31 protein-coding genes and 1 pseudogene are annotated in these 22,735 nt (G+C 52.7%); 28 read left to right on the plus strand and 4 right to left on the minus strand.

From position 1 onward, the window contains the following. The first annotated feature begins 80 nt into the window (after positions 1-80). The 10 genes from H2Z33_RS11560 (at position 81) to H2Z33_RS11605 (ending at position 6,752) form a co-directional block, all read left to right on the plus strand. On the plus strand, positions 81-314 hold the full coding sequence (locus H2Z33_RS11560) for a DUF2732 family protein (RefSeq protein ID WP_045260147.1): 234 nt from the start codon (positions 81-83) through the stop codon (positions 312-314). Further along, a complete protein-coding gene (locus H2Z33_RS11565; protein WP_045260148.1) occupies positions 314-541 on the plus strand; it encodes a TraR/DksA family transcriptional regulator in 228 nt (75 codons plus the stop codon). The genes H2Z33_RS11560 and H2Z33_RS11565 overlap by 1 nt, the downstream gene beginning before the upstream one ends. Continuing rightward, the gene (locus tag H2Z33_RS11570) at positions 538-852 is read left to right on the plus strand and encodes a DUF3850 domain-containing protein (protein WP_045260149.1); all 315 of its coding nucleotides are present in this window, start codon (positions 538-540) and stop codon (positions 850-852) included. Before H2Z33_RS11565 ends, H2Z33_RS11570 begins: the two co-directional genes overlap by 4 nt. Continuing rightward, entirely contained in the window at positions 849-1,694 is an 846-nt protein-coding gene (locus tag H2Z33_RS11575) for a DNA adenine methylase (RefSeq protein ID WP_045260150.1), read from the plus strand. Before H2Z33_RS11570 ends, H2Z33_RS11575 begins: the two co-directional genes overlap by 4 nt. Further along, on the plus strand, positions 1,691-1,867 hold the full coding sequence (locus H2Z33_RS11580; protein WP_157843451.1) for a hypothetical protein: 177 nt from the start codon (positions 1,691-1,693) through the stop codon (positions 1,865-1,867). Before H2Z33_RS11575 ends, H2Z33_RS11580 begins: the two co-directional genes overlap by 4 nt. Next, entirely contained in the window at positions 1,864-4,167 is a 2,304-nt protein-coding gene (locus H2Z33_RS11585; protein ID WP_063135358.1) for a replication endonuclease, read from the plus strand. The genes H2Z33_RS11580 and H2Z33_RS11585 overlap by 4 nt, the downstream gene beginning before the upstream one ends. 151 nt (positions 4,168-4,318) lie before the next feature. Next, positions 4,319-5,014, plus strand: a complete 696-nt coding sequence (locus tag H2Z33_RS11590; protein ID WP_063135359.1) for a DNA adenine methylase — start codon at positions 4,319-4,321, stop codon at positions 5,012-5,014. A gap of 159 nt (positions 5,015-5,173) precedes the next feature. Beyond that, positions 5,174-5,362: a hypothetical protein gene (locus H2Z33_RS11595; protein ID WP_014884914.1), complete on the plus strand. Its 189-nt coding sequence runs from the start codon at positions 5,174-5,176 to the stop codon at positions 5,360-5,362. Positions 5,363-5,372: 10 nt separating this feature from the next. Next, positions 5,373-5,606 (plus strand): DinI family protein, encoded by a 234-nt coding sequence (locus tag H2Z33_RS11600; RefSeq protein ID WP_047367106.1) that lies wholly within the window; start codon positions 5,373-5,375, stop codon positions 5,604-5,606. A 123-nt stretch (positions 5,607-5,729) separates the two neighbouring features. Further along, positions 5,730-6,752 carry a DNA cytosine methyltransferase gene (locus tag H2Z33_RS11605; RefSeq protein ID WP_047367107.1) on the plus strand — a complete coding sequence of 341 codons (1,023 nt, stop codon included), beginning with the start codon at positions 5,730-5,732 and terminating at the stop codon, positions 6,750-6,752. 28 nt (positions 6,753-6,780) lie between these two features. Here H2Z33_RS11605 and H2Z33_RS11610 read toward each other — a convergent pair whose 3' ends face one another. The 4 genes from H2Z33_RS11610 to H2Z33_RS11625 form a co-directional block, all read right to left on the minus strand. Then, complete coding sequence (locus tag H2Z33_RS11610; RefSeq protein ID WP_047367108.1) at positions 6,781-7,461, minus strand: MAE_28990/MAE_18760 family HEPN-like nuclease; 681 nt, start codon at positions 7,459-7,461, stop codon at positions 6,781-6,783. 1 nt (position 7,462) lies between these two features. Then, on the minus strand, positions 7,463-8,605 hold the full coding sequence (locus tag H2Z33_RS11615) for a DUF262 domain-containing protein (protein WP_047367109.1): 1,143 nt from the start codon (positions 8,603-8,605) through the stop codon (positions 7,463-7,465). A gap of 460 nt (positions 8,606-9,065) precedes the next feature. Further along, positions 9,066-10,115: a phage portal protein gene (locus H2Z33_RS11620; RefSeq protein ID WP_063135360.1), complete on the minus strand. Its 1,050-nt coding sequence runs from the start codon at positions 10,113-10,115 to the stop codon at positions 9,066-9,068. Continuing rightward, a complete protein-coding gene (locus H2Z33_RS11625) occupies positions 10,115-11,878 on the minus strand; it encodes a terminase ATPase subunit family protein (protein ID WP_017382378.1) in 1,764 nt (587 codons plus the stop codon). Before H2Z33_RS11625 ends, H2Z33_RS11620 begins: the two co-directional genes overlap by 1 nt. Positions 11,879-12,027: 149 nt before the next feature. Between H2Z33_RS11625 and H2Z33_RS11630 the strand changes: the two genes are divergently transcribed. The 18 genes and pseudogenes from H2Z33_RS11630 (at position 12,028) to H2Z33_RS11705 (ending at position 22,655) form a co-directional block, all read left to right on the plus strand. Beyond that, on the plus strand, positions 12,028-12,855 hold the full coding sequence (locus H2Z33_RS11630) for a GPO family capsid scaffolding protein (RefSeq protein ID WP_045261388.1): 828 nt from the start codon (positions 12,028-12,030) through the stop codon (positions 12,853-12,855). Between the two features lie 15 nt (positions 12,856-12,870). After that, positions 12,871-14,019 (plus strand): phage major capsid protein, P2 family, encoded by a 1,149-nt coding sequence (locus H2Z33_RS11635; protein ID WP_063135361.1) that lies wholly within the window; start codon positions 12,871-12,873, stop codon positions 14,017-14,019. 3 nt (positions 14,020-14,022) lie between these two features. Further along, positions 14,023-14,676 carry a phage terminase small subunit gene (gene gpM / locus H2Z33_RS11640; protein WP_047746801.1) on the plus strand — a complete coding sequence of 218 codons (654 nt, stop codon included), beginning with the start codon at positions 14,023-14,025 and terminating at the stop codon, positions 14,674-14,676. Positions 14,677-14,774: 98 nt separating this feature from the next. Then, positions 14,775-15,242, plus strand: a complete 468-nt coding sequence (locus tag H2Z33_RS11645; protein WP_047746799.1) for a head completion/stabilization protein — start codon at positions 14,775-14,777, stop codon at positions 15,240-15,242. Continuing rightward, positions 15,242-15,445, plus strand: a complete 204-nt coding sequence (locus tag H2Z33_RS11650) for a tail protein X (protein WP_000868184.1) — start codon at positions 15,242-15,244, stop codon at positions 15,443-15,445. The genes H2Z33_RS11645 and H2Z33_RS11650 overlap by 1 nt, the downstream gene beginning before the upstream one ends. A 3-nt stretch (positions 15,446-15,448) precedes the next feature. After that, the gene (locus tag H2Z33_RS11655) at positions 15,449-15,664 is read left to right on the plus strand and encodes a hypothetical protein (protein WP_014884902.1); all 216 of its coding nucleotides are present in this window, start codon (positions 15,449-15,451) and stop codon (positions 15,662-15,664) included. Continuing rightward, positions 15,645-16,160: a lysozyme gene (locus H2Z33_RS11660; RefSeq protein ID WP_047746796.1), complete on the plus strand. Its 516-nt coding sequence runs from the start codon at positions 15,645-15,647 to the stop codon at positions 16,158-16,160. The genes H2Z33_RS11655 and H2Z33_RS11660 overlap by 20 nt, the downstream gene beginning before the upstream one ends. After that, on the plus strand, positions 16,157-16,585 hold the full coding sequence (gene lysB / locus H2Z33_RS11665) for an Rz-like lysis system protein LysB (RefSeq protein WP_047746794.1): 429 nt from the start codon (positions 16,157-16,159) through the stop codon (positions 16,583-16,585). The genes H2Z33_RS11660 and lysB overlap by 4 nt, the downstream gene beginning before the upstream one ends. After that, the gene (lysC, locus tag H2Z33_RS23410; RefSeq protein ID WP_223195361.1) at positions 16,470-16,718 is read left to right on the plus strand and encodes an Rz1-like lysis system protein LysC; all 249 of its coding nucleotides are present in this window, start codon (positions 16,470-16,472) and stop codon (positions 16,716-16,718) included. The genes lysB and lysC overlap by 116 nt, the downstream gene beginning before the upstream one ends. Continuing rightward, positions 16,681-17,112 carry a phage tail protein gene (locus H2Z33_RS11670; RefSeq protein ID WP_047746790.1) on the plus strand — a complete coding sequence of 144 codons (432 nt, stop codon included), beginning with the start codon at positions 16,681-16,683 and terminating at the stop codon, positions 17,110-17,112. Before lysC ends, H2Z33_RS11670 begins: the two co-directional genes overlap by 38 nt. Continuing rightward, the gene (locus H2Z33_RS11675) at positions 17,105-17,551 is read left to right on the plus strand and encodes a phage virion morphogenesis protein (RefSeq protein WP_045261382.1); all 447 of its coding nucleotides are present in this window, start codon (positions 17,105-17,107) and stop codon (positions 17,549-17,551) included. Before H2Z33_RS11670 ends, H2Z33_RS11675 begins: the two co-directional genes overlap by 8 nt. A 68-nt stretch (positions 17,552-17,619) precedes the next feature. Then, on the plus strand, positions 17,620-18,198 hold the full coding sequence (locus H2Z33_RS11680) for a phage baseplate assembly protein V (RefSeq protein WP_045261381.1): 579 nt from the start codon (positions 17,620-17,622) through the stop codon (positions 18,196-18,198). Continuing rightward, on the plus strand, positions 18,195-18,554 hold the full coding sequence (locus tag H2Z33_RS11685) for a GPW/gp25 family protein (RefSeq protein WP_023306992.1): 360 nt from the start codon (positions 18,195-18,197) through the stop codon (positions 18,552-18,554). The genes H2Z33_RS11680 and H2Z33_RS11685 overlap by 4 nt, the downstream gene beginning before the upstream one ends. Beyond that, a complete protein-coding gene (locus H2Z33_RS11690; protein WP_063135362.1) occupies positions 18,541-19,449 on the plus strand; it encodes a baseplate assembly protein in 909 nt (302 codons plus the stop codon). The genes H2Z33_RS11685 and H2Z33_RS11690 overlap by 14 nt, the downstream gene beginning before the upstream one ends. Beyond that, positions 19,442-20,047 (plus strand): phage tail protein I, encoded by a 606-nt coding sequence (locus tag H2Z33_RS11695; protein ID WP_023306990.1) that lies wholly within the window; start codon positions 19,442-19,444, stop codon positions 20,045-20,047. Before H2Z33_RS11690 ends, H2Z33_RS11695 begins: the two co-directional genes overlap by 8 nt. Then, positions 20,044-21,126: pseudogene (locus H2Z33_RS11700) on the plus strand (phage tail protein); the annotation flags it as partial. The gene H2Z33_RS11695 and the pseudogene H2Z33_RS11700, both read left to right, overlap by 4 nt. An 879-nt stretch (positions 21,127-22,005) precedes the next feature. Then, a complete protein-coding gene (locus tag H2Z33_RS23590; RefSeq protein ID WP_063861693.1) occupies positions 22,006-22,230 on the plus strand; it encodes a gp53-like domain-containing protein in 225 nt (74 codons plus the stop codon). After that, a complete protein-coding gene (locus H2Z33_RS11705; RefSeq protein ID WP_407057426.1) occupies positions 22,197-22,655 on the plus strand; it encodes a tail fiber assembly protein in 459 nt (152 codons plus the stop codon). The genes H2Z33_RS23590 and H2Z33_RS11705 overlap by 34 nt, the downstream gene beginning before the upstream one ends. Positions 22,656-22,735: the final 80 nt, after the last annotated feature.

Raw genomic sequence — 22,735 nt, forward strand, 5'->3', positions numbered from 1 at the left:
GCTATATCTGAGTAAATAACCCGTTTTTTATGGCGTAAACCCGCCGGGCATTTTTTTGCCCGAATTTTGAGGAAATGAATATGAAAAATATTAAAACCCACTCAACGAAAACAGGCCCAGACGATGCTGGCCTGTTCGCTTTGTTAAATGAAACGCGCCTGGATGAGCGCCGTTGCCGTGCTGATGCAATGGCGGCTCGTCTGGATAGTCTGGCCGTGCGCATCGTTTCCCGTCAGTTGAGCCATATCGAGGCGGCCGAACTGCTTCGCGTTGAAGCGGTACGCATCCAGAACGAAGCGCAGGAGCTGCATTAATGGCTGATTCAATGGACCTCGCCCAGCAGCGCGAACAGGAAGATCGTGAGCGCCATATCAACAATGCCCGCGCAAAAGTGCCGGGCGTTTCCCGTGTCCTCTGTGCGGTGTGTGATGCTCCGATCCCGCCAGCTCGCCGCCGCGCTATTCCAGGCGTGCAGTGCTGTGTGACCTGTCAGGAAATCGCAGAGCTAAAAAGCAAACACTACAACGGAGGTGCGTTATGACTACGCGCGTTCACCAGGTAAAAATCGCTCCGGCCTATTTCAATGCCGTTGTTGCAGGCGAAAAACGTGCAGAGCTTAGGAAGGATGATCGGGGCTATAAAGTCGGTGACCTTCTTTCTTTGTGCGAATGGGACCACGACGGCAAATATACCGGCAGAGAATGCGCTGCAGTTATTACCCATATTCTGCCAGTAAATGACGTTCTTCCTATGCCGGGAAACTGGATTCCGGGTAGTTGGGTGATGCTATCAATTCGCCCGTTCACAACCGTAGAAGCGCTGGTTCACTTATTCACAGGGAGTGTCAAATGAGCACTATCCTGAAATGGGCGGGAAACAAAACCGCCATCATGCCCGAACTGAAAAAGCACCTCCCAGCTGGCCCGCGATTGGTTGAACCTTTCGCGGGTTCCTGTGCTGTGATGATGGCAACAGACTATCCTCATTATCTTGTCGCGGATATCAACCCTGATTTAATAAATCTATATCGTGACATAGCAACAGACGCATCTGCTTTTATTGAGCGTGCCAAACATCTGTTTAAAGTCTTTAATAGTGAAGATGGTTATTATGATAGCCGTGATTCATTCAATTACGATAAAGACCCTGAATGGCGCGCGCCGCTTTTTTTATTCTTAAATCGTCACTGTTACCGTGGGCTTTGCCGTTATAACAAAAAGGGGGTGTTTAACGTCCCTTACGGTAATTATAAAAATCCTTATTTCCCGGAAAGTGAAATCCGCGCTTTTGCAGAGAAAGCCATTCGCGCAACGTTCATTTGTGCCAGCTACGACGAAACGTTGGCCTTATTGGTGCCTGGCGATGTTGTTTATTGCGACCCGCCTTATGACGGTACTTTCACTGATTATCATACCGCCGGGTTTACTGAGGATGATCAGTATCATTTGGCGTCTATTCTTGAACGCCGCTCATCTGAGGGCCATCCGGTCATTGTTTCAAACAGCGACACTTTTCTTACTCGTTCACTTTACCGGGATTTCACTCATAAACGCCTCACAGCAAAACGCAGCATGGGGGTTGCTGCTGGTGATGCTAAGTCTGCCGTGGAAATCATCGCCGTATCAAAACCATCAAGAGTCGCTGTTGATGCCCTCCTGTCTGCCCATGACTCATCTGTGGAGGCCAGGGCATGAAAAAAGATGCGCTGCTCATCACTGCATATGACCCGGCCAACGGGGAAGAAATCGCTGTTTCGGCTGTTATACGTTTCGACCGCGAAACCGGAATTTTTACGGTGATTTCTATAAACCGAAACCCAGAAGGTTTGGGTGAGGAAGCATTCATCAGCGTTGAGATTGATGAATGACTGATGCAGTTTTTCCCTACGCATGGAATGCCCCGCGCCCTGCAATCGGTGGTTTTAAGCAAGCCGATGCGGCGCCGGGGATCATGTATCTGACGCCGGACGGCAATCGCAAGCGTTTGTCGATTGCCGAACTGGCAGAAACGGATGAAGCACCAGACCGGGGCCGGGCGGTTCGTCGTCGCCTGGCTTCGCTGCCTCATTTTGTCCGTCGTATGTATGCTCAAAAACTTGAACAGGTAGACCGTAAAGGCAAACAAGCGGCTGATGCCTGGCTAATCAATACCTTTGAACGATTCGTTCTGAGTCGTATAGATCAGGTCAACGAGCAGTATCTGCCGCAGGGGGTTATGCCTGCGGCTTTGTTGCCTCTGCGTGAACAATTCTGGCGCCTGCTTTGGGCTGGCAAAAGAGAGCTGAAACGGCTGGCGCATAACCTTGCTGACCTGTTGGGTAGCGAGTTTAACCGCGAGTTTGATTTCCAGATGGCCCGCACGTCCGATCCCCATTTCGCCACCCTGTCAGGTTATGGCCGCATGGGGTTTCTTGCCAATCACCTCAAAACGTCGGTCCCGTGCTGGACGGCCTACTGCAAAGAAGAACTGGAGGCGGAAGACGCACTGAAAGCAGTTGCCCGCCTGCAGTCTCCGCAGTGGTGGCTTAATCGTCTGCGCCGTATGCATGCTCGCTGGCGTGAGCATCTGATGGTTGCGGCCGGATATGTACACAAAAAATCCGCACCGTACTGCAGTGACCCATGTTTGCAGGAATGGACGGCGCAAAAGAAAGCCAACCGCGAATTTCTGAAAGCGATGGAGCTGGAAGATGAGGACACCGGAGAGCGCGTATCGCTGATTGATAAAGTGGCCGGCAGCGTTGCCAACCCAGCCAACCGACGCCGTGAACTGATGGCGCGCATGCGTGGGTTCGAAGATTTAGCGAATGAGGCCGGGCTGGCCGGGGCGTTCTTCACGCTTACCGCTCCATCCAAATACCACTCAATGCAGTACGACGGGCGCCGGAACAACAAATACAGCGGCGCGTCACCGCGTGAAACGCAGAAATATCTTTGCAAAGTATGGGCGCGCACGCGTGCGGCCTGGCTGCGCAATGGTATTCGCGTGTTTGGCTTTCGCGTTGTTGAGCCTCACCACGACGAAACCCCGCACTGGCACCTCCTGCTTTTCATGCGCCCGGAGCATATCGAACCAGCAACAACAATCTTTCGTAAGCACGCCATGCGTGAGGATGGGAATGAGCCTGGCGCCGCTGAAAACCGCTTCGAAATGAAACCCATCGAGAAAGAGAAGGGCAGCGCTACGGGCTATATCGCCAAATACATTTCAAAAAATATTGATGGCTATCAGCTTGATGACGATCTGGATGATGAAACCGGCAAGCCTCTGAAAGAGATGGCGCGCCGCGTAAGTGCCTGGGCGTCTCGCTGGGCGATCCGTCAGTTCCAGCAGATAGGCGGCGCACCGGTAACAGTGTGGCGTGAATTGCGCCGCCTCGGTGATCGTGAGCTGGTCCTGCACCCCGAAATTGAGCCAGTGCGCCAGGCCGCTGACAGCAGCGCGTGGGATTTGTACGTGAGTGCTCAGGGTGGCCCGCTGGTTTCCCGTGATCTCCTGCGCGTGCGCCTCAGCTATGAAGTCACCGAAAACGGCAACCTTTACGGGGATGACGTCTCCAAAATTTCCGGCGTTTACTCTCCGATCCGTGGGCCGGAATCGCTGATTCATACGCGCACTACCAAATACAAAATTGTGCCGAAACGTCAGGCCGACGGCGTTTCCGGTTTTGACCTTGATTTTTCAGGCGGCCCCGCCGCCCCTCGGAGTTCTGTCAATAACTGTACGCGGGAGCCGCGGGAGGTTGAAAAACGCGCCGATCCTGGCGGCACGGTCATTAATGACCGTGCCAGCTGGGCGGATATTGGCTCTTTATCCCGGAAAGAAAAACGGGTGATAGCGCAGCGGCTGAGTGACGCGGCAAGGGGAACTAACAAGTGCGTCAAAGTGAGGCCAAAAGCCAGCCCTATGACGGAGCAGGAAAAGCAAATTAGTGAGCTGCTGTCTCTGCGTGGTGTGGATGCCAGTGCCGGAATGGTCCGTTCGTTGATTTCTGGCGCGGTGGTTGCCTTTGGCGATCAGGTGTTAACGGTTGAAGAAGGGCGCCTTACTGTCCGAAACCGTACTGCGGCAGGTGTTCAACGTCTGCCGTCCCAGATTGTGGAGATTAAACAGCAGGCGGATGACCTTTTGAACCGAATGAAGCGTGCATTTTCAGCGCGTGAATAGCCCGTGATCAACATGGTCAGGTCTGACGGTGTGGTACCGCGTTCCGTCATTCACCGTCAGAAATGACAGTGCTGGCCATTCATTGAGTAACGTCATTTTCGACTGTGCTGCAGGTGAATTAAAACGAAATCAGGAGTTGAGGAAAACAGAAATGACCTATCTGGGAAGTAAGGCCGCAAGCGGTGTTTTTCAAAAGATTATTGCGGAAATGCCGCCGCATGATACCTACATTGAGACGCACCTGGGCGGTGGCGCTGTCATGTTGCGTAAGCCACCGGCCCGCCGTAATTGGGGCATTGATATTGATCCCCTGACGGTTGAAGCGTTCTGCCAGGGCAATGCTGATTTCCTTGATAACGTGGGCGATAGCCTTTTTATCGATGTTGCCGATGCGGTGCAGTTTTTAAGGGTCTTCGATTTTTCCTCTGCCGGTCGTGTGCTGGTTTACGCTGACCCTCCTTATTTGCATGAAACGCGGACCAGTGCCGCGCGGTATCGCAATGAATATACCGTTGCCGATCATGAGCGGCTGCTGGCCTGCCTTAAAAGCCTGCCAAAAAATGTCAGTGTAATTTTGTCCGGCTATCCGTCAACGCTTTATGATGAACTGTTAAAGGGCTGGCGCCAGAAAGAATTTCAGGCCATGACGCGCGGCGGTGTGCGCACAGAGAAAATTTGGATGAATTACCCGGAGGGGAAAGCCTACTCGCACACTTTCGCGGGTAAGGATTACAACGACAGGGAGCGCATCAAACGTAAGGCGAAGCGCTGGCGCGAAAAGTTCGCAGCTCTGCCCCATGCTGAGCGACTGGCAATAATGACGGCGCTGAGTGAAGTAAATGATTAACCTCAGCAAACAGACTCATCTGATTGATTGATAAAAAATATTTTACAACCCCTAAATCCTTCTATACTGTATATATAAACAGTGGATATACACACAGTTGTCAGTGTCTCTTCCTGGGGATGCTGGCTGGTTTATCCCGTAGTGAGGATAGGAGGGAAAATGCAGGACTATCTTTTGGAGTCGTTGAAACTCCAGCGTATTGATTTCTTTATCAAGCTTGTAGCGGCTAGTGAGTGTAGCGAAGAAGAGAAACGCCTTGCGATCCAGTGGGTGTCGGAACTGACGGACGAGCTGATGGCGAAAATTCGTAACCATGATTACGGCCAGGCAATGGACGTTATCAATTAAAGGGGGCTTTATGCGCATTGAAATAATGATCGATAAAGAGCAGAAGATAAGCCAGGCAACACTGGAAGCCCTTGAATCCGAGCTTTACCGAAATTTGCGCCCTCTTTATCCAAACACGGCAATCCGCATACGTAAGGGAAGCGCTAACGGCCTGGAGCTGAGCGGCTTAAAACTGGACGAAGATAAAAAGCGGGTATTGGAGATTTTGCAGCAGGTCTGGGAGAGTGACAGTTGGCTGCATTGATAAATTTTTTAGACCAGTTCGCTTAGAGCAGCCCGCTTGCTTTTCGTATCAATTTTGGTCTAAAGACTCGAGATTCTATGCAAAGAGCTGTATACTGACTGCAGTTGAGATGTGGAGCGTATGATGACTGTTAAGGTGATAGACCTTTTTTGTGGGGCGGGCGGGTTGACTCATGGCCTGCAACTTGCCGGGCTTGATGTAGTTGCTGGTATTGACCTTGAGGGGGAATGTCGATTTCCCTATGAAAAAAACAATAACTCAGTCTTTATTGAGCAAGACATAGCGAAGGTCACAAAAGAGCAGCTTCTTGAACTTTATGGTGATTCATCCGTTAAAGTTCTCGCTGGGTGTGCTCCCTGCCAGCCTTTTTCCAAATATACTCAAGGTAAGGACAAAGCAGAAGATAAAAAATGGCCGCTATTATATGAGTTTGAGCGCCTGATTCGCGAGGTTTCTCCTGAAATTGTAACTATGGAGAACGTTCCTGATGTAACGAAACATAAAGTTTATGATGATTTTTATAACTCATTAATAGATTTGGGCTACCAAGTGTGGGCTTCAAAGGTTGACTGTGTAGAATATGGCATTCCACAGAATCGTGCTCGACATGTGCTGTTGGCATCTAAACTTGGAAAAATTGAGTTAGTAAAATCTGAAAATATTCCTCGTAAAACTGTCGCAGATGTTATTCGTGATTTACCGCCATTAGAATCCGGTGAGGCTGATCCACATGATTTTTTACATCGTGCAAGCAAGTTAAGCCCTATTAATAAGAAGCGTATCATTCATTCAGTTCCCGGTGGAACTTGGAAAGATTGGCCTGAGGAATTGGTGGCTGCCTGTCATCTTAAATCCAGTGGTAAGGGCTATGGGAGTGTATACGGCCGTATGTCTTGGGATAAACCAAGCCCAACGATTACAACTCTTTGTTATGGTTTTGGTAATGGTCGGTTTGGTCATCCAGAACAAAATCGTGCGATCTCTTTAAGAGAAGCGGCATTATTGCAAACATTTCCAATGAATTATTCATTTGTTGAAGATAACTCAAAATTCAACATGAGAAATATTGGTAAAATGATTGGTAACGCTGTTCCTGTCGAGTTGGGGCGAGTTATTGGTCAAGCTATTAAAAATCATTTGAATTAAAACTAAAGCCTGCGATGCAGGCTTTTTATTAGGATGCTAAGTAACCATCGGAATGAATATAATCTTCAATATTGGTTGCTATAGCGTCAAGATATGCAATTACTTCCAATGAAACATTTTCTAAATCTTGATACGATACGTTTTTGCCTATTTCGGAAAATGAAACGTTACCATGCGCAAGATCGTTACGATGCTGTTTAATTGTGCTTAGTTTTTCTCCATGCTTAGTATGAATGTAATCAGATGATGTTGAAAAACCGTAAATTGTGGCTTTTTCCTTAATTTCATCACGATCTATATTGCCTGAGAATAATTTTTTCTTATTAAAAGTACCATAAGAAATTCCACAGGATATACCTTTCGTAAGACCATTTATGAAATTTTCCACGCCTACAGAATCGCTTTTTAAACGTTTAACTATTTCAGTGCGCAGGTTTTTTTTGAGATTGTCAAATTGAACGTTTTTATCATGTAAGGAATCATGAATAAAACAAATCGCTTCCCTCATAGTGGATTCAATTAAATTATATAAAAGAATGTATACCGCGCCCTTTAAAGTTTTACGAGATTCAGAAGTAATATTGAATTTGTTTTCAGGGTCTTCTGTTGAAACCAATTCAGAACCTGCATGCTCAATGAACCTCAAAAGATCTAAATAGGCCAGTATTTCTCCTGACCTAATATCAAAGTCCTCGCGAAAACTTTCCATGTTAAACCTCTAACAATTTATCACGCACATACTCAATTCGCTCTTTTACTTTGACTCGGCTATTCGCACCGTCAGAGGTTGTTAATATTTTGAATTCGTCAGAACTTAACCAGTCAAGATTCTGAGGCACGAGTGTAGAATCTTCTCTTAATGCTAATGCGACACCTACTGCTAAGGACTCATATCTGACCCTAGGGGTGGACTTCGCAGTAACTGTTTTTTTGAAACCTGCGGGGAAGTACTCATTTACGAAGTTTAACATCCTGGTGAATTCTTCTTTCATAGAATCCTGTTTGTGAGAGTCTACCTCTCCATTTTCCCGCATGTAATCATTGAGAAAATCACGGACTGAGTGATCAAAGTTCTCATAGTTCTCTAAATATGCAAAAAAGCGTAGTGCGAATTCTAAACGTTCATCACGTTTTTCTTTTGCTTCAGATAATGGAGCTAAATCTTTAAATAGAGGAATGGCAGAGCAAGGCTTAATAACCTGCGTATAAAGTGAAGTTGAACCAAGTTCTGAGCCTTTTCTGACTTCCATATCCTTAAGAATGTCGCTACCTGAGTTAATTCTTTCAAAAAGGTCTCGGCGTGTCTCCTCGTTGCATTTTGAGCTTAATTCAATCACCCTTACAGGTATGCGCATAAAGCGACGCTGTCTAGATAGTGGCAAGTCTTGGAAAGTAAAACCATTTAGAGAATCTAAAGATTTCAAATCTTGTAAGGTTAACTCATTATGAATGAAAGCATGGATGGTTCTGACACGTTGCGAACCATCTACAATCTCGATCCTACCATCCAGTTCAGGGTCTTCTGAAAGAACATCAGCGGTGAAAATGTACGGAATAGGAAATCCGAGAATTAAGGATTCAATTAAACGTGATTGTCTTTTTTCGCTCCAAACGAAGTCCCTTTGGTAGTCAGGAACAAAAAGTTCGTTAGTATCATCTTCCAAACCGCTGTGATACTTATTTACCAGTAACTCGACGGTAAACTCCTTCGTCTCGAAATCTACGTCTTTTTGCTCAGTGCGTATTTGTTCTTCTGCATTCTGTTTAGAAACTTCTAACTGAGCGAGTAAATCAGCTCTTCTCTTCGCGTCAGCTTCTTTTTCTAGCAGAGCTTTTAGTTCAACGAGTTCCATTTGCAGTCCTTTAACAAGTGTGGGTATTGGGTTTAGGGTAGCATAATGGATCAAGTGTCAAAACATCATTAGCCGCATGAAATCGCGCAAAATCGCATGATCGTTTGATGCTCTCGTTTGCTTAGGACCGCCAGCTATGGCGTGCTTTTGCTTATGTCCGCCAGGTGCATGAAAACCACTACGCAAAGCGGGCAGGCGTGGCGGGGCTACGAGCGCGCGGTTTTGGGGTTAATCGCGGTTTTGGGGCCTCAATGTCTGGCGGGCATGGTCATTTTTTGTGGCTGGTCGTGCGCGCCTGCGTCGTGGTGAGGCGCTGCGTTTCGTCGTGAGCTGCCAGGTGGCGAAAGTGTAGGAGCGCTCAGCGAGGCGCTGAGGCGCTCTGATGGTGGGGCAGGGCGTAAGGGAATAAAAAAACCGCCCGGAGAAGGGCGGTTAATATTAAAGGTTGGTCGGCTGAGCGTCAGTCTTCATCGGTCAGGTAGGGGTCAAAGCGTATCACCTCATCACCCAGCCACTCGTTAACTTCTGTGATACGGCCCTGCAGGGGGGTAAGTTCGTTGCGAACGAAAACGCGCGCCGCTTTTTCCACATCGCCAAACCCGCCGGTATTCGTTGGAATAATCCCCATCAGCTGCGGCGGCACGCGGTGAGCTGCCAGCATGTCATCACGGCTCACATTCTTGATGTTAAGAAACTCATCTTTCGCTGCGACTTCTGACAGCGGGATGATCTGAATGCCGTCTTTCTTGCCGTTCGGGCTGTACATAAACAGGTTGCGGAAGTTGCCTGGCCCTTTCGATTTTTTCAGCGCTTCGCGTATGTTGTCCACGTCTTTCTGATCGGCGGCGGGGTCGCTCATGTACATGATAAAACCAGCATGGCTACCGTTTAGGTAATACTTACGGCGAAACAGCGTGGCCGATTCATTCAGCAGGGCAGAGGGAATGGCGGAGAGGTATTCCGGCATCCCGTAAAGCTCCTGGTTAACGTCGGGTTCCATCAGGTGAAACACGCTTCCCTCATCGAACTGATAGGGCTGTGAGTTGTGGCCATACTGTGCAAACCAGTAGGTGTCCGGGTCAATGCCGCGACGGGTATATTTGGCAAGCGAGGCGCGCAGCTCCATGATCTGCCCTAACCGGTTCATGCGTTTTTCAAGGTAGGCATTACCGAATACCAGAAAGTCCTGGGCGAACCGGGAAAAGGCTTGTTTAGACAGCCAGCGGTGAGGGATGAAGGTACTGGTAAGAATATTGCGTTTTACCTGAATAGCGCTGGAATGATGCACGGCGGCGCGGTAAGTTCGCGCCAGGCCATCCATGCTGATCGGTGGTTCGTACCAGCAGTCTACCTGAACGCACTCCAGGTAATCAAATAACTCCCGGCGGTCCATCACGGGGATCGGATCGCCAAACGTAAACGCCTCCGCATGTGCATTACTGACCATGTTGGCCGTATCGGTGGCGGTCTGGCCGCGCGGTGCCTTGCTGCGGTTTTTGCGGTTAGCCATTAAAAAATCTCCACGATGTTGCTGGTACTGGCGGAAGCTCCTGCCAGTGGTTCGTTATAAAGTGCGTGCATGGTTGCCCAGGCTAAATCCGCGTGGCTGGCTTCCTCTGTGCGGGCTGCTTCGTAGGTTGGCCGGTTGCCGCTGGCGGTGGTTGAACGTCGAATGGACATAAAGGACTGCGCGATATCCAGCATCCCCGCGTCAAACTCCAGACGGCGCCCGCTGATGATGTCGTAGGCTTTAAGCACCAGGGCATTTTTAACGGTCGGGTTGTAGACAAACTCACGCGCGGCAGGGAAGAACTGCTTAACCGTTTTGTAAACGCCATCGCCAACGCCGGTCGAATCAATGCCGATGTAGGTCACGTTGTAGCGTCTGGTGATTTCCTCAATCGCTGAGGCCTGGGCGCGAAAGTCCATCCCTCGCCACTGGTGACGCTCAAGGATACGGAATTTACCGCCGGGGACGACGGGAGGCGCAATGACAACGCAACCGGCGCTGTCACCGTTCTGCGTTCCTTTTGCCGGGTCATAGCCGATCCAGACCGGGTGGTATGCAAACGGCCGCAGTAAAAGCGGTTCGAAATCGTCCCACACATCCCAGCTGTCAACCATGCAGGACTGCAGCAACGCCAGCGGGAACACGGACGCCAGGTCGTCAACAAACTGACACATCAGCAGGTTGTTATATTCGTCCGGGCTGTACTCCAGGCGCAGCTGGTCCAGGTCGAAAAGGTTACACCCGCCGTTTACGGCATCCTCAATGGTGACTATCTGGCGGTACTGGCCGTCAGGGCATAAAACGCCGTGCGCCAGGCTACTGTGAGAAAGGTCAAATTCTACCCTGTCGGCTTTCGGGCGCCCTTTATTGAACAGGGCGCCAGACCAGAACGGGTAGGCGCTGTGCGTCAGGCTGGAAGGTGTAGAGAAATAGGTCTGGCGCCATTTTTTGTGCAGCGCCATACCGGAGGCCACCTTGCGCAGCTCCTGGAATTTCGGTATCCAGAAATACTCATCAAGATACAGATTGCCGTGATAGCTCTGCGCGGTACGGGCATTTGTACCGAGGAAGTAAAGACACGCGCCGTTAGGCAGCACCATGGGATCGCCTTTCAGTTCAACGTCCACCTCTTTTGCAAAGTCGATGATGTACTGTTTAAAAACGTGCGCCTGAGCTTTACTCGCTGACAGAAAGATTTGATTTCGCCCCGTGGTGAGCGCGTCTATCAACGCTTCACGGGCGAAATAGTAGGTTGCACCGATCTGGCGTGACTTTAAGAGATTGCGAATACGGTGCTTGATGCCAGCATCCCACCAGTGGCGCTGGTACTCGAACATACCGGCGCGGAAAATCTCTTCCAGCTTTTCGATCTGCTCGTCGGTAAACAGGTTTTTTTCCGGCGGCTTGCGCGGGCCTTTATTGCGGTTCGCCACGTTGGGATTCAGGTCTGCTTCATTCCCGCCGTTGTTAAATTTGCCGATCCTGGCCTGTCGTTCTGACTGACGCGCCAGCAGGTCAATTTCTTTAAAGTCCTTTCCTTCCTTCTGCTCCTTCATGACGAGCTGGCAGTAACGTGCGGCGGTGGTGAGCTGCATCTGATCCAGTGGGCCATATTCGCCCCACTTATCGCGTTTTTTCCAGCTGTGAACGGTTGCAACTTTCTCGCCCAGCATTTCAGCAATGCGGGCTACGCGGTATCCCTGAAAGTACATCAGCATTGCCTGACGACGGGGATCGAGGTCTGCGGGGGTCAGTGTTGTCATGGCACAAACATACGGCCTCAAATCAGCACTTTCCCCGGCTTCGCATTGTGTGGGAGTTCGCACAAGCCCAACGCGTTGTTTACACGCGCCTATCACCGCAAACATAAGGCTCTGAACGTGTTACGAACTAACTAACCGGAGCCGGACCGATGGCAAAAAAATCTAAGCGTTTTCGTATTGGGGTCGAAGGGGCCACCACTGACGGGCGCGTTATTGAACGTGACTGGATCACCCAGATGGCGGCGAGCTATAACCCGCAGGTATACACCGCGCTGATCAATATGGAACACATCAAGGGTTTTACCCCTGATGGTCCTTTCCGTCGTTTTGGCATGGTGGAAAAACTGGAAGCGGAAGAAATCACCGAAGGGGCTTTGTCCGGGAAGATGGCGCTGTATGGCTGGATTGCCCCGACGGACGATCTGGTCACCATGACCGGTAACTGGCAGAAGCTTTTCACCTCAATGGAAGTTAACACCAGCTTTGCCGATACCGGCTCCGCTTATCTGGTTGGTCTGGCGGTTACTGACGATCCGGCAAGCCTCGGCACTGAAATGCTGCAGTTCAGCGCCAGCGCAGAACATAACCCCCTGGCGCGCCGCAAGCTGGACAAAGACAACCTGTTTACCGCTGCTCTTGAAACGCTGATCGAGTTTGAGGACGTGCCGGAAAAAACCAGCCTGTTTACCCGCGTGAAAGAGCTGCTGTCCCGCAAAGGCGCCGATGATAACGCCCGCTTTGCTGATGTTAATCAGGCTGTTGAAACCATCGCGCGTGAGCATCAGACGCTAGCGGAGCAGGTCAGCACCCATCAGGCCGATTTCAGCAACAAGCTGAGCAATATGCAAAAGGTTGTTGATGAGACAACCAGCGCACTCTCCACCCTGCGTGAGCAGCTTTCCACTCAGGACAGCCGCAGCGAGCGCCGCCCTAATGCGACCGGCAATAACGGCGCAGAACAAACCACCGATTGCTGACGGAGCAAATGCACAATGAAAAAAGAGACACGTTTTAAATTCAACGGCTATCTATCGCAGCTCGCCAAACTCAACGGCGTATCTGTGATCGATATCACTTCGAAATATACGGCTGAGCCGTCAGTAGCGCAGACGCTGGAAACGAAAATCCAGGAGTCTTCCTCGTTCCTGCAGAAAATCAACATTGTCCCGGTTGATGAGCAGTCCGGCGAGCGTCTGGGGCTGGGTATTGGTTCCAGTATTGCCGGAAATACTGATACCACCCAGAAAGACCGTGAACCCGTTGATCCGACTTACATCGACGGTGAAGGGTACAAGTGTACCCAGACCAACTCTGATACGGCGCTGCCCTATGCGAAGCTGGATTTATGGGCCAAATTCCAGGACTTCCAGACGCGCATCCGTGACGCCATCATTACCCGCCAGGCGCTGGACCGCATCATGATCGGCTTCAACGGCGTGAAGCGTGAGAAAACGTCAGACCGCGCGACCTATCCACTGCTGCAGGATGTGAATATCGGCTGGCTGGAAAAAATACGCCAGGAGAAACCCGTTCAGGTTCTGGACAAAATCGTGTCCGAAGGCGAGGTGGTTTCACAGACTATCCGTGTCGGTAAAGGCGGCGATTTCCTGAATCTGGACGCGCTGGTTATGGGCGCCGTGAATGAGAAAATCGCGCCGTGGTATCAGGAAGATACGGAGCTTGTGGTTATCGTCGGGCGCCAGTTACTGGCGGATAAATATTTCCCGATCGTCAACCGTGACCAGCCAAACAGCGAAGCGATGGCGGCCGATCTCATCATCAGCCAGAAGCGTATCGGCAACCTCCCGGCCGTTCGTGCGCCGTTCTTCCCGGCTAATGCCATGCTGATCACCCGCCTGGATAACCTGTCTATTTACTGGCAATCAGGTTCCCGCCGCCGTTCGGTCATCGACAATCCGAAGCGTGACCGCGTGGAGAACTTCGAGTCCGTTAACGAGGCGTATGTTGTCGAAGATTACGACGGCGTTTGCCTTGTTGAGAACATCGAACTGTTGCACGTGCAGGCAGGTGGCAATGCCAGCCCGGCGCTGACAACTGAAACCATCCAGGAAATCGTCACGGCAGCGGTGAAAGGCGCGCTTGATGCGCAGGCAGCTGGCGGTGCTGGCGCCGGAGCGTGATAAATGAATCCGTTCCGTGCTCACACTCAGTATGTACAGGCACAGGATGCCGCCCGGCAGGGCGGCAGTAATGCCAGCCTGACGGGCTACAACCAGATGCTCTTACAGCTGACAGAACACCGCAGGCGCCTTAAAACCGTCCAGTCAAATGAGCGCAAGGCTCAGCTCAAACGTGAGTTTCTTCCCGCGTATGCCTCATGGATTGCAGGTTTACTGGATGCTGACGCGCCAGGCCAGGACGACGTGGCGATGTACGTCATGATCTGGCGCATTGATGCCGGAGACTATACCGGCGCGCTGGACATTGCCCGTCATGCCATTAAACACGGCTGGGTCCTGCCGCAGCGCTTCAACCGGACCTGCGGGACCGCTGTTGCGGAAGAGTTTGCCGACGCGGCAATGCGCGCTTTTTCTGCCGGTGAATCATTCAGTGCCGCCATTCTTACCCAGGTGCTCGATATCGTTGAAGGTCAGGATATGCCGGATCAGTCCCGCGCCCGACTTCATAAGGCGATGGGCTACGCGCTGCGGGATAACGATCAGGCAGTGGCGGCACTTAACCATCTGAAGCGTGCCCTACAGCTGGATAACAGTTCTGGCGTCAAAACCGAAATCAACAAGCTTGAAAGCCGATTGCGACAGGCAATGTCGGCTTAACGAATCGTGCCAACGCGCGGGGCGGCACGGGGTGGCGACAGGCTTTATGCCGCGTCAAAACCCCGTCCACCGCCCAACTATTTGGGAGTGCCAGAAATATGCAATTCGTTTCGCCGGAACAGGCCGGGGAAAGTACCCAGGACGTTATTAAAAACACCAGTTTCTGGCCTGATGTCAGGGTTTCAGAGTTCCGCCGTGATATGCGCATGGATGGGAGTGTCACCGATCCACGCCTGCGTCTGGCGTTGCTGACAGCGATTGCTGAAGTTAACGCCGATCTTTATGAGTTCCGCGAGAAACAACGGGCGCAGGGGTATGAGAGCCTGGCCGACGTCCCTGCTGATGTGATCGACGGCGAAAGCCAGCGGCTCATGCTGTATCGCCGTGCGGTGTTTTGCTGGGCAAAAGCAAACCTGGTTGAGCGCTATCGCGATTTTGACGCAACCGGCGACGGAAGCAAGAAAGCCGAAGATATCGAAACAACCTTAGGCGAGCTGTGGCGCGATGTGCGCTGGGCAGAGTCCCGCCTGCGCGATATGCCGCATATGACGGTGGAGCTGATTTGATGAAAGTGCGTGCGCATCAGTATGACACGGTGGACGCACTCTGCTGGCGCCATTACGGACGCACGCAGGGAGTCACTGAACAGGTGCTGCAGGCGAATCCGGGGCTGGCTGAATATGGCCCCTTTTTACCGCACGGGCTGCAGGTGGAGCTGCCGGATATCACGGCGTCAACCACTGCGCAGACTGTCCAGTTATGGGACTGAACTATGACGCTTGAACGAATCAGCGCCTTTATCACTTACTGCGTTGCCCTGCTTCTGGCATGGCTCGGCGATTTGTCTCTTAAAGATGTATCGACCATTACCGGTCTTGCGCTGGGGATTATTACTGCAGCGGTGACCTGTTATTTACGCTGGAAAGCCTACCAGCTGCTGCGGGACGGCAGAATATCCAGGGGGGAATATGAGTCCTTCAATCGTTAAGCGTTGCCTGGTCGGCGCGGTGCTGGCGATTGCCGCCACGCTGCCGGGCTTTCAGTCGCTTCATACCTCCGTCGAGGGGCTGAAACTGATTGCTGATTTTGAAGGGTGCCGCCTGCAGCCATACCAGTGCAGTGCCGGGGTCTGGACTGACGGGATCGGCAATACGTCCGGGGTAGTGCCGGGCAAAACCATAACGGAGCGACAGGCCGCGCAGGGGCTGATTAATAACGTGTTGCTGACGGAAAAAAGGATTGAAGCCTGCCTGCAGGTTAAGCCACCTCAGCATGTTTACGATGCCCTGATCAGTCTCGGCTTTAATGTCGGAACGGGGGCAATCTGCCGGTCAACAATGGTTTCTTACATCAATCGCCAGCAATGGTGGCAGGCGTGCAACCAGCTCCCCCGCTGGATTTATGTAAATGGTCAACGGAATAAAGGGCTGGAAAACAGGCGCGCCCGTGAGCTTGCCTGGTGTCTTAAAGGGGCAGGGGTATGACGCGCGCGCTGGCGGTGATCCTGGCTCTGGTGCTGGCATTGCTGGGCTGGCAGTCATGGCGGCTTAACAATGCCGGTCACACCATCGGGACGCAGGCTAAGGCGCTTAAAAATAACAAGCAGGAGCTGGCGAAGAAAAGCAGCCAGCTCATCAGCCTGTCCATTCTTACTGAAACCAACAGCCGGGCGCAGATGCAACTTTATGCTGCAGCGGAGGAGACTTCCGCGCTGTTGCGGAGCCGCCAGCGCCGGATCGAGGAGCTAAAACGTGAAAACGAGGATTTACGCCGCTGGGCTGACACTCCTTTGCCTGCTGACATTATCCGGCTGCGGGAGCGCCCGGCCCTCGCCGGAGGTGCAGCTTACCGTGAGTGGTTGTCCAAAAGTGACGCAATGCCGCCTGGACAGGTCAGCGCCGCGCAGTAATGGGGATTTGAACCAGGTGCTGGATGAGACTGAGGCCGCCTGGGCAGTATGTGCCGACAAAGTGGACACGATCATAGCGTGTCAGGAGCGAGACAGTGAACAAGCCGCAGTCCTTACGCAACGCCCTGAATAAATCGGTGGCGTATGTTCGTGACAACCCGGACAAACTGCACCTTTTTGTTGATAACGGTTCGCTGGTCGCGACCGGCGCCCGTTCAATGTCATGGGAATACCGCTACACCCTGAGCGTGGTGATTGAAGACTTTAGCGGCGACCAGAATTTAGTGATGGCGCCCGTGCTGCTCTGGTTAATGACCAATCAACCGGACGCTATTAACAACCCGGAGCTGCGCGAAAAACTTTTTACCTTTGACGTCGATATCCTGAGCAACGATCTGTGTGATATCAGCCTCAATCTGCAGCTCACGGAGCGCGTGATTGTAAGCACTGACGGCACCGTATCGAGCGTTGAAGCGGTGCCGGAACCCGACGTACCCGAAGAAATGTGGACGGTGAAACGTGGATGACCTGCAGAGGGTGGATGACTGGCTGGCGGCCCTGCTGGCGAATCTGGAACCGGCAGTCCGCAACCGTATGATGCGACAACTGGCGCAGGAGCTGCGCCGGTCGCAACAGCAAAACATCAGGCTGCAGCGAAATCCAGACGGCACCGCCTTTGAGGCGCGCCGGGTGACGGCCAGAAGTAAAAAGGGGCGTATCAAGCGCCAGATGTTCGCCAAATTGCGCACTACTAAATACCTGAAGACCGCAGCCACTGCGGACTCTGTCAGCGTGCAGTTTGATGGGAAAGTCCAGCGCATCGCCCGTGTTCACCATTATGGTCTGCGTGATCGAGTGAGGCGCAACGGCCCGGAGGCCCGGTACCCGGCACGCCGTCTTTTGGGCGTGAATGATGAGGTGGAAACCATCACCCGTGACACGCTGTTGCGCTGGCTGTCGGAGTGAAATTTGTGTCACGGACGGCACAAAACCCAACGCTGCCTCCCTTTTCCCTCTGATGGCAACCTTTCGTTATGAACGCACAACTAACCGAAATCATGCGCCTTATCACCAACCTGATCCGCACCGGCACCGTAACCGAAGTGGACCGGGAAAACTGGCTGTGCCGGGTGAAAGTGGGCGAGCTTGAAACCAACTGGATTAACTGGCTGACACTGCGCGCAGGCGGTGCCCGTACATGGTGGTGCCCGTCGCCGGATGAGCAGGTGGTGGTGCTGAGTATGGGTGGCAATCTGGAAACCGCTTTTGCCTTACCTGCGATCTATTCCAACCAGTTCGCGCCGCCGTCGGACTCCGTGGACGGCTGCGTAACGGAATACCCGGACGGTGGCTGGTTTGAATATGAACCAGCGACCGGCCGCTGGCATGTGCGGGGCATCAAATCCATGGTGATCGAGGCTGCAGATAACATAACCCTGAAAACGGGGGAGTTTGTGGTGGAAGCAAGCAACACGCGCATTAACAGCGAGATGGTGATCAATGGCGGCGTCACCCAGGGCGGCGGCGCGATGAGTTCCAACGGGATCGTGGTGGATAAACACGGTCACACCGGCGTGAAGTCAGGCGGCGATACGTCAGGAGGCCCGGTATGACGCTGTATATCGGCATGAGCCAGGGCAACGGCAAGGCCATTACTGATACGGACCATCTGCGCCAGTCAGTGCGGGATATTCTGCTGACTCCCCAGGGCAGCCGGATCGCCCGCCGGGAATATGGTTCCCTGCTGTCCGCCCTGATTGACCAGCCGCAGAACCCGGCGCTACGCCTGCAGGTCATGTCTGCAGTCTATGTGGCGCTGAGTCGCTGGGAGCCACGGCTTACGCTGGATTCCATCACCATCAGCAGTAATTTTGACGGCTCCATGGTGGTTGAGCTTACCGGCCAGCGCAACAACGGCGCGCCCGTTTCCCTTTCGGTATCAACAGGAGCAGACAATGGCAGTGATTGACCTTTCCCAGCTGCCCGCGCCGCAGATAGTGGACGTGCCGGATTTTGAGACGCTGTTGGCTGAGCGTAAGGTCGCTTTTGTGGCCCTTTATCCTGCGGATGAGCAGGACGCCGTACGGCGCACGCTGGCGCTGGAATCTGAACCAGTCACCAAGCTGCTACAGGAAAGCACCTACCGCGAAATCCTGCTACGCCAGCGTATTAACGAGGCTGCGCAGGCGGTGATGGTGGCCTATTCGGTGGGAAATGATCTTGAGCAGCTGGCAGCCAACTGCAACGTGAAACGCCTGACGGTAGTGCCTGCTGATAATGATGCAGTACCGCCGGTCGCCGCCGTGATGGAAGATGATGAGGCGATGCGCCAGCGCATCCCTGCTGCGTTTGAGGGGCTGTCGGTTGCTGGCCCGACGGGAGCCTATGAATTTCACGCCAGAAGCGCGGACGGGCGCGTGGCAGATGCCAGCGCAACCAGCCCGGCACCGGCGGAGGTGGTGCTTACCGTACTGAGCCGTGAGGGTGACGGTACGGCAGAGGCTGATCTGCTGGCGGTGGTGGAGCAGGCGCTTAACAGCGAGAACGTGCGTCCGGTGGCAGACCGCCTGACGGTGCGCAGTGCCGAAATAATCCCGTACAGCGTGGATGCGACGATTTTTCTTTACCCGGGGCCGGAAGCTGAGCCGGTGATGGCGGCGGCAAAAGCCAGCCTGCAAAAGTACATCGCCAGTCAGACACGGCTGGGCCGTGATATCCGTCGCAGCGCGATTTATGCCGCGCTGCACGTTGAGGGCGTCCAGCGTGTGGAGCTGGCCTCCCCGCTGGCAGATGTTGTGCTGGATAAGACGCAGGCGGCGTCCTGTACGGAATGGAGCGTGACCAACGGGGGCACGGATGAATAGCCTGCTGCCGCCCGGTTCATCTCCGCTTGAGCGCCGACTGGCGCAGACCTGCAGCGGTATTTCCGATCTGCAGGTGCCGCTGCGCGATTTGTGGAACCCGGCAACGTGTCCGGTCAGCTTTCTGCCGTATCTGGCGTGGGCGTTTTCCGTTGATCGCTGGGACGAAAGCTGGGCGGAAAACGTCAAGCGCCGCGTGGTGCAGGATGCTTTCTACATCCATCAGCACAAGGGGACAACCAGCGCCGTGCGGCGCGTGGTGGAGCCGTTCGGCTTCCTGATCCGCATCATTGAGTGGTGGCAGACCGGCGAGCAACCGGGCACGTTTCGCCTGGACATTGGCGTGCAGGACCAGGGCATCACGGAAGAAACCTATCTGGAACTGGAGCGCCTGATCGGTGACGCCAAGCCGTGTAGCCGCCATCTGATCGGCATGTCCATCAACCTGCAGACCAGCGGTCCCTATTTTGTGGGGGCAGCCACCTACACCGGCGAGGAAATCACGATTTACCCGTATATCAACGAAACCATTATTTCTGGCGGCACCGCTTACGAGGGCGGGGCGGTCCATGTTATTGACACAATGAGAGTGAATCCATGAGCGCAAAATTTTATACCCTGCTGACGGATATCGGCGCGGCGAAACTGGCAAGCGCCGCCGCGCTCGGTGTCCCGTTGAAAATTACCCAGATGGCGGTGGGCGACGGTGGCGGCGTGCTGCCGACTCCAAGCGCGCAGCAGACAGCGCTGGTTGCTGAAAAACGCCGCGCTTCCCTCAATATGCTGTACATCGATCCGCAGAACAGCAGTCAGATTATTGCTGAGCAGGTGATCCCCGAAACTGAGGGCGGTTGGTGGATTCGTGAGGTAGGTCTGTTCGATGACACCGGCGCTCTGATTGCCGTCGGTAACTGCCCTGAGAGCTACAAGCCGCAGCTGGCGGAAGGGAGCGGGCGCACGCAGACCGTGCGAATGGTACTGATTACCAGCAGCACCGATAACATCACCCTGAAAATTGACCCCGCTGTGGTTCTGGCAACCCGCAAATATGTGGATGACAAGGTGCTGGAACTTAAGGTGTATGTGGATGACCTGATGGCAAAGCATCTTGCTGCTGTTGATCCTCATTCGCAGTATGCACCAAAAGACAGTCCGACTCTGACAGGCATGCCTAAAACGCCAACGCCACCGGCAGGAAACAACAGCACCCTGATTGCCAGTACAGCCTTTGTACAGGCCGCTATTCTTGCCCTGATAGGTGGCGCACCGGCAACGCTGGATACGCTGAAAGAAATTGCGGCAGCTATCAATAATGATCCAGATTTCAGTACCACCATTAACAATGCGCTGGCACTGAAAGCACCGCTGGCAAGCCCGGCCCTGACCGGAAAGCCAACGGCTCCTACTGCTGTTCAGTCAACGAATAATACGCAGATTGCCACTACCGCGTTTGTGAAATCTGCCGTTGCGGGGCTGGTCGGTTCGTCGCCGGAGGCGCTGGATACACTGAATGAACTGGCGGCAGCGCTGGGAAATGATCCTAACTTTGCGACAACGGTGATGAACGCGCTGGCGGGGAAACAGCCTCTCGATGCCACTTTGACTAACCTCAGCGGGAAAAGCGTTTCAGCCCTTCTACAATACCTTCAATTGGAAGAAACGGTAAAAAAAGCTGACGGTGCTATTCAGAAGTCCGGTGGCAACATGGAAGGACCGCTTGGTCTGACACGAACATCTTCATTTGGTGTGGCTACCGAGAACACGCTCGGTGGAAATTCCATTGCCATCGGTGACAGCGATTCAGGGTTTAAGTCAAATGGTGACGGTAACATTGCGCTGATGGCAAATAGTGTTCTTGCCGGGTATTTTTCGGAAAATGAATTACAGCATCACGGAAAGGTACTGACAAAAATCTTTCAGGCTATTTCAACCGGAAACGCGACAGAGGGGGCTGGAGGGTTTGATTCTCAACTTACCAGCGGAGCACCATTTTATAGCCCGGCAATAGTGCGTCAAAATAATGATAACAATTACTTTCCTTTATGGAAGCAAATTGTAAGCCTTCAATCGGGTTATCCGGTAGCTGCGTCAATGGGATTACTCACTACAGGTGAGGCGAATTTCCCACAAATTGTGCTCCATGCGAAAACAGATTTTGAGGTTAACGATAAACTTTGGGTTTTTGATGTTGCAACAGGTGAGCTGCGCTCTCCAGCACCAATTAAAGCTGGAGGGGCTGTTTTAAACACAAACGGAGATGTTAGTGGCTCCGCATGGGGTGGGGCGCTAACAAACTGGCTCAATAGTCAACTCGCTACTCGCGACGCAAATATTAATGCGCGTGCCACGGTAGACTGGGTTGACAGTCAACTCGCTACTCGCGACGCAAATATTAATGCGCGTGCCACGGTAGACTGGGTTAACAGTCAACTCGCTACTCGCGACGCAAATATTAATGCGCGTGCCACGGTAGACTGGGTTAACAGCAATTTTAATAAGAAAAACACGGCTACATTAGGTTTCTCAGGCTGGAGTCGTGATGAGTCAACGGGGCTGATTATGCAGTGGGGTAATGTGGATAATGCCAGGGGAACCTACTCGTTCCCACGGGCATTCAATGACACCTGCTTTGCCGTCTTTGCGACGAACAAAGACGGACAGGGCGGCGCTATTGATAACGCCTATGGTTATCCGGTAAGCAAAACGCAATTCTATCTTGCCAGCAAAGCGAACTCTGGCGCTGATACCGCATACGGCATTTCATGGTTCGCACTGGGGTACTGATGATGACTGAACAATATTACTACAGCTATTCGGCTAAGGGCTTTTTCTGGCTGAGTGCAGATGAACTTAAGGGAAACGATATTCCCGCTGACCTGATACCCGTCAGCGAGGAAGAGCACGCCGCACTGTTCCTCGGTCAGGAGCGGGGAAAATACATTAACCATACTCCTGCTGGCCCTGTACTAATAGACCAGCCCGACTATACACCTGAGGAACTCGTTGCGCAGGCGGAAAGCAAAAAGTTACGTCTGATGCAGATGGCTAATGCTGAGATTGCTCCATTGCAGGATGCAGTTGATTTGGGGATTGCGACGACAAAAGAAACTGTCGCACTCACCGAGTGGAAGAAATACCGCGTCCTGCTTAACCGTGTGGATACCAGTAAAGCGCCGGATATTAACTGGCCTGAACCTCCCGAAGATTAATCCTGTCCCCGCACCTGCGGGGATTTTTTTATCCCTTCCATTGTACCTTTCACCACACATAGCCCGGCGCGTGCGCCGCA

This window comes from Enterobacter sp. YSU (assembly GCF_016082135.1).
Classification (GTDB): domain Bacteria; phylum Pseudomonadota; class Gammaproteobacteria; order Enterobacterales; family Enterobacteriaceae; genus Enterobacter; species Enterobacter hormaechei_C.